A 4761-nucleotide genomic window follows, 5' to 3' on the forward strand; every position below is an offset into this window, starting at 1 on the left:
GAATATGCCGTGGTCAGGTAGACATCAGTCCGGAATATGCCGTGGTCAGGTAGACATCAGTCCGCTTGGAAAGCGTGTAGTCCGCGATAAAGGCAACTTGCCATGGGTTCGGCACCGACTTGTTGGCGAAGAAGCTCTTGACGTTGTCGTAGTCGTATTCGAGCGTCAGGCTAAGCGCCGACGTCACCTGGTAGTTGGCGCCGATCCAGTAGAAGTCGTCGCGCTCGATCAGGCTGCCATTCTGGTCCTTGTTCTGACCCCAGCGGTAGCCGCCCATGATCTTTGCCGGGCCGAACGCATAGCTTCCCGCGATTGTCGCCTTCTTGAAGCTGCCGCTGCCGAGGGCAGCCGCGGTCGCCGGGTTGGAAATGGTCGGGTTGAACTGGTCGTAGGCAACGGCCACACCGACAGGGCCGGCAATGTAGGTCAGCGCCGCGCCATAGGCGGTATCGCGGCGGAACTGGCCCGGCACTTCGCCGTTACCGCCGAGGAGCGGGCCGTTGGCTACCGTCGTCGGCAACGCCAGGCCGGTACCGAAGGACCAGTGCGCCAGTGCGGACACCGGACCGAACTGGCCGGAGTACTTGATGGTGTTGTCCTCGCGGAAGTTGGCGCCGGTCAGCATCACGATCGGTTCATACTGGGTGGCAAAGGCTGCCGGCACGAAGTTCGCGATGCTCTCGAACATCGAAGTGTACTGGCGGCCGAAGGTCACCTGGCCGAACTGCGTACTCTGCAGGCCTACGTATGCCTGGCGACCGAACAGGCGGCCGCTTTGCTGCGATGTGCCGGTATCCAGGTTAAAGCCGCTTTCCAGAACGAAAACGGATTTCACGCCATTGCCGAGATCCTCCGCACCGCGCAAGCCCCAACGCGAGCCGGACAGGCCCCCGGAGTTCGCGCGGTAGACGTTGTTGGACGGGCCCGCATTGAACTTGTTGGCAGCGGTGGGAACGGCGCCGACATGGTTGGCGAACTCAACGTTCATATCCGCCACGCCATACAGCGTCACGCTGCTCTGTGCGTGGGCGCTGCCGGCGCAGATTGCGCCCGAAGCAATGAGTGCAAGATTAAGCTTGCTCAGTTTCCTAGACGATTTCACTACCTGTCCTCCTCATATCCATGTTTACGTCTGTTATTGACGCCGTCATCATGCAAAGAATTGGGCGCCGTGCGCCCCCCAATGGCAGGGGGGCGGGATTCTCCGGATACCAAGAGATTTTCTGCGCATGGGTGCAAATGGACGACGGGGGTTCGGTAGCGGGTCAGGGCTTGTCAAAGGGAAGCAAAGGAAGCTGAAGGTGACGGGAAAGGCGGCCCGCGCGATGCGTATTGATAACGCAGGGCTGGTGGGGTCGGGGAGACGCTACCTGTGCGCGGTGCTTCCGGATCGAAGTGGCCCGCCCCGCACTGCCGCTGACAGCGCGAGGTCGAGATTCGTTTGGCGGCAAATCGCCGCTTTGTCAGGAACTGACCGGGAAGCGGGTAGGGAAGGGGGTGGCGGTGAAGTACGCGATCCTCGCGGCGGCAGGCCGCATGCCTGGCCACATGAACGTGCTACTGGCCGGGGCCGAGGTGGCTTGCGATCAGGTCTTCGAAATGGAAGGCACCAACAGCGAGTGCAGCCAGGCGTCGCGGTGCGTCCTGCCATGACCTGAGGGGGCGTTGGACTGTCAAGCCGTCCGCTGCTTGCCCTGGCCAATCAGTTCAGTCATTTCGGAGAGTTCCTGAATGAGCGGCTCGGCGCGCGGCCATTGGCCGTAGCCGGCGGCTGGGTTGAGGTGGCCGACGTTGCCGAGGTCGACCAGGCGGCTGCCCCAGGCGCTGGCCAGCGCGGCGACTTCCTCGAAACGGGCAAGCGGATCGTTGCGGCTGGCCGCGACGATGCTTGGGAAGCGCAAGGCCGCGCGCGGTGCGGGTGTCCAGCCGTTCAGGCGCAGCGCATCTTCGTCCGGATAGCCTTCAGGCAACGGATGATCGAAATCGGGCGGCGCGGCCAGCAGCGCGCCGCGCACGGCGCGCGCGGAACGGCGCGCCCAGTGCACCGTAATCATGACGCCGGCGCTGTGGGCCACCAGCAAGGCCGGCTCACGCAGGCTCGCCAGCGTGCGTTCCAGCGCAGCGACGCGCACGGYGCAGTCAAGCTTGTTGTGCTCCAGCGGAGGCACGATGCTGACCTGGCGCCCGTCGGCGCGCAACTTGTCGGCCAGCAAGGTTTGCCAGTGATCCGCGACATGGTCGCGCAGGCCGGGGACGATGACGATCGGGGGTAATTCAATGTGATGCATCTTGTTGTTTACTCAGCGGGTGAAGGAGGAGTCAGGCGCCGGCGCGCTCTGCCTCATTGCGCGCTTCGGCAAGCCGCAGGTCGCGCAGGTAGCGCGGCCTGGCGATGAAGAACACGGCGGCTGCGACCAGCGAGATCAGYGGAACCAYCTGCAGGGCCCCGAGCAATCCGATCCTGTCGGCCAGCAGGCCCGTCAGGTAAGGCGCCGGCGCGGCGCCMAGGATGTTGTTGGCCAGYGTCAGCATCGCCAGCGCGGTGGCATGGGTCGAGGGGCGGGAGAGATTGACCACCATGGCGCCGGCGGGGCCCCAGGTACCCATTGCCAGCAGCATGCCGAAACCGATCAGCAGCAACTGCGMGGTACCCGGCGGCARCCGGAAGCCCGCCAGCAACAGCRCGCACGACACGAGACAGAACAGGATCGCSAGCGTCAGCTTGCGGGCCGGCGCGTTGCGGCTAACCCGGTCCGTCAGCATCCCGCACAAGGTCATGCCRACGCCGCCGACGATCAGCAGCGCCGCGGCGAGCAGCGCCGCCTTGTCGGGCGGCATGCCGTAGTACCGGTTCAGGTAGCTCGGCATCCAGGCCATGATCGCGTAGGCGATGAAAAGCTGCAGGCCGCTGCCGACATAGGCGCAGACCAGGGACGGTGCCCAGAAGAGCCCGCGCAGCAGCGCCGGCAAGGGGATGCGGGCTCGGGCTGGCGCCGCGCCGCCGTGGGTGGCGCGTGGCCCTGCCGTGCGCCGCGCCAGCCTGGCTTCGGTCACGGTGACGCAATAGATCAGCACCACGATCAGTCCGAATACCGCCATGGCCATGAACGCCGCGCGCCAGCCGAAGCGGGCCGCCACGACACCGCCCAGCCCCATGCCCAGCACCGCGCCGAACATGCCGCCGGAGGTGAAGGCGCCGGTCAGGGTGGCACGCAGGGAMGGCGGGAAGATGCTCAGGATCACGGCCAGCCCGACGCTGCCATAGGCCGCCTCGCCAATGCCGACGAAGAAGCGGGCCGCCAGCATATGCCCGTAGCTGGCGGAGAGCGCGCACGCCAGCGTGCCGCAGCTCCACAGCAGCGCCATCAGGGCCAGGCTCTTGACGCGRCCCCAGCGATCGGCGACGAGCGAGAACGGCACSGTGAACAGACCGACCATCAGCGCGACGATGCCGCTGAGCGAGCCGAGCTTGGCGTCGGACAGGCCCCACTCAAGCCGCAGTTGGGGAAAGACGGCGTTCAGCACCTGGCGCGACATGTAGTCGGAAAGCAGGAGCGCAAAAATGAGGGCGAATACCAGCCACGCGTAGGCATGCGAGCGTGCCGGCTTGGCGGTGAGATCCGTGTCCGCGYGAGCGGCCCCGGAGAGGGACTGTCCCATGAAAGTCTCCTGCGGTCTGRTGCCGCTGTGGCGCCGCGAATTCGGCGCGGATTGTGTGATCSATGGCGAGCGGACGGGCATCGTTGCCGGTCCGCTTGCCCGGGCTGGCGTCAGGCTGCGCGCAAGGGCAGGKTTGCCTGCCGCGGCTTGCGGTTGGGCGCCATGCCATGCATTGCCAGGGTTTCCTCGGCATCCTTGTACTGCACGCCGATCTTGTAGATCTTGCGCGCTTCCTTGCCGCTGGCCACTTCACGGCCGAGTTCGCGGGCGACGCGCACGCACTGCTCGATCTGCTGCACCGAGGTCATGCGGTTGCCGTGCTGGTCGATGATGGTGTCCTCGATGCCGCAGCGGGGGTGCAGGCCCATCGACATGGCCATCATGTTGAACGGCAGGACGTTCTTCAGCAACGATTCGGCGGTCAGCGTGCASCCATCCGGCGCGCGATGGATGAAGTTGAAGAAATTGAACGGATTCGGACCATCGAAGCCGCCGCCGATGCCGATCCAGGTCAGGTTCAGCGGTCCGGTGTACACGCCCTTGCGCACCAGGCGATCGAGTGTTTCCAGCGCATGGATGCCGGTCAGCTGGAAATGCGGCTGGATGCCGGAGGCCTGCAGGCGCCTCAGGTGCTCCTCGACCCAGGCGGGGCCGGCGGGCACGGTCATTTCGCTGTAGGCAGCCTGGAAAGCCGGGTTGGCCAGCGAGGTGCCCTCCAGGTATTCCGGGTAGAGCAGCTCCATGATGTTCATCTGCGTCGTATTGATGGCCACCGTCACCTGGTCCGGCTTGGGGTCCAGGTCGGCGAGCATGTGCCGGGTATCGTCCGACAGCCACTTGGCGGCCTGGCCGTCGTCTTCCGGGGCAAACGAGATCGAGCCGCCGACCTGGATGATCATGTCGGGCACCGCGGCGCGCACGCCGGCGATCAGTTCGTTGAACTTGGACAGGCGCTTGGAGCCCTTGCCATCGAGTTCGCGCACGTGGAGGTGCAGCACCGTGGCACCGGCGTTGTAGCAGTCAACGGCCTTTTGCACCTGTTCCTCCATCGTCACCGGAATGTCTTCGGGGAAATCCGCCGGCATCCACTCGGGGCCGTAA

4 protein-coding genes and 1 pseudogene are annotated in these 4761 nt (G+C 65.4%); 1 reads left to right on the forward strand and 4 read right to left on the reverse strand.

The genetic code is table 11. From position 1 onward, the window contains the following. Nucleotides 1–13 precede the first annotated feature (13 nt). Nucleotides 14–1102: a porin gene (locus AC1DKD_RS39230; protein ID WP_477144563.1), complete on the reverse strand. Its 1089-nt coding sequence runs from the start codon at nt 1100–1102 to the stop codon at nt 14–16. 362 nt (nt 1103–1464) lie between these two features. On the opposite strand from AC1DKD_RS39230, the pseudogene AC1DKD_RS39235 reads away from it, so the two are divergent. Beyond that, nucleotides 1465–1632, forward strand: a pseudogene (locus tag AC1DKD_RS39235) (NAD(P)(+) transhydrogenase (Re/Si-specific) subunit beta); the annotation flags it as partial. A 41-nt stretch (nt 1633–1673) separates the two neighbouring features. On the opposite strand, the gene AC1DKD_RS39240 reads toward AC1DKD_RS39235, so the two are convergent. The 3 genes from AC1DKD_RS39240 to AC1DKD_RS39250 form a co-directional block, all read right to left on the reverse strand. Further along, a complete protein-coding gene (locus AC1DKD_RS39240; RefSeq protein ID WP_477144564.1) occupies nt 1674–2288 on the reverse strand; it encodes an RBBP9/YdeN family alpha/beta hydrolase in 615 nt (204 codons plus the stop codon). Between the two features lie 31 nt (nt 2289–2319). Beyond that, nucleotides 2320–3660, reverse strand: a complete 1341-nt coding sequence (locus AC1DKD_RS39245) for an MFS transporter (RefSeq protein ID WP_477144565.1) — start codon at nt 3658–3660, stop codon at nt 2320–2322. A 110-nt stretch (nt 3661–3770) separates the two neighbouring features. Next, nucleotides 3771–4761: beta-keto acid cleavage family enzyme (locus tag AC1DKD_RS39250; RefSeq protein ID WP_477144566.1), on the reverse strand; the 991-nt coding region annotated here is incomplete at its 5' end.

The sequence above is a fragment of the Cupriavidus sp. 05T313 genome (assembly GCF_056396665.1).